The organism is Photorhabdus sp. RM323S, assembly GCF_042879375.1.
In the GTDB taxonomy this organism is placed as follows: domain Bacteria; phylum Pseudomonadota; class Gammaproteobacteria; order Enterobacterales; family Enterobacteriaceae; genus Photorhabdus; species Photorhabdus tasmaniensis.
In genome coordinates this window covers 1-925 of the sequence record NZ_JBHFKZ010000164.1, presented here as the reverse complement: position 1 = coordinate 925, position 925 = coordinate 1, and the positions used below count along the sequence as shown (strand labels likewise).

At 48.3% G+C, this 925-nt stretch carries 1 protein-coding gene and 1 pseudogene; both read right to left on the bottom strand.

Annotated elements, in window-relative coordinates:
• On the bottom strand, positions 1-569 hold a 569-nt coding region (locus ACGF7G_RS22460), incomplete at its 3' end, for a type VI immunity family protein (protein WP_387468498.1).
• A gap of 173 nt (positions 570-742) precedes the next feature.
• Positions 743-925: pseudogene (locus tag ACGF7G_RS22455) on the bottom strand (hypothetical protein); the annotation flags it as partial.

The window sequence follows — 925 nt, the reverse complement described above, 5'->3', positions numbered from 1 at the left end:
AGCTGGTACTCCAGGGGAAAATAGTCATGGTAATCTCTGGGTAAAACCAGACAGTAACCACAGTCCCCACTGTCAGGCTCAAGCTGTTCACACAGAAAGTCCAGCCAGGCCATAAAGCGAGCCATACCCTCTTGTTCCTTTAGATAATCCCAGGGCAGCACCAGACTCAGGTAGGAGCTACTGTCATCACCATCATCTTCATCGGAACCCAGATAACGCATCAGATAATGAGGCGCTTCATCTTCATTTTTGGCATCACTGACGACCCAACCACAAGGCTGATTTTTTTTCCTGGCGAGAATACCGTCCTCTATCTTAATAATATTTTCCGGTGAATATTTGCTTAACCCTTGCAGTGAATGGCTATGAAAACGCAGATGGGTGCCAAATTCTTCGCGAAAACGGCGATAGCAGGCCAGAATGCGTTGCTTTTTCTCCTGGGTGTAACCCTGTTTAAAAAACAGGGTAATTGAGATACCCAAGCGGGAGACGGTCAGTTCATCTCCATTAATAAAAAGAAAAGAGGTCAGTTGTGATCTCAACTGGGAAAAATAATCATGAGTATCCATATTCTCTCCGTTCATTATGAGGCGGTGGCGAATGTGACACTCGCCAATGTTGCAAGGACAGCCGCTAATGTTGCGGCGCTGACCGCTGCGGCAGCAGTTAAAATTTCCACCAGTGCAATCAGCGCCGCAGCGACGGCAAGGGTGACGAGAATAACAACAGCAACTTCGGCAATTTACTCATTCCTATTTTCTGCTTCCCGTATCAGATGCCATACCGTTGTCCCCGGCTCTGCGCCCTGAATATCAAAGGCAGTTGCGCCCTGAACAAAGAAATACTGTTTGTCAGGCTGGCTGTCATTTCGCCAGAATCCGCTGACAAGCATCGGTTCGCCGGTTCTCACCGGGGTGACATGCAG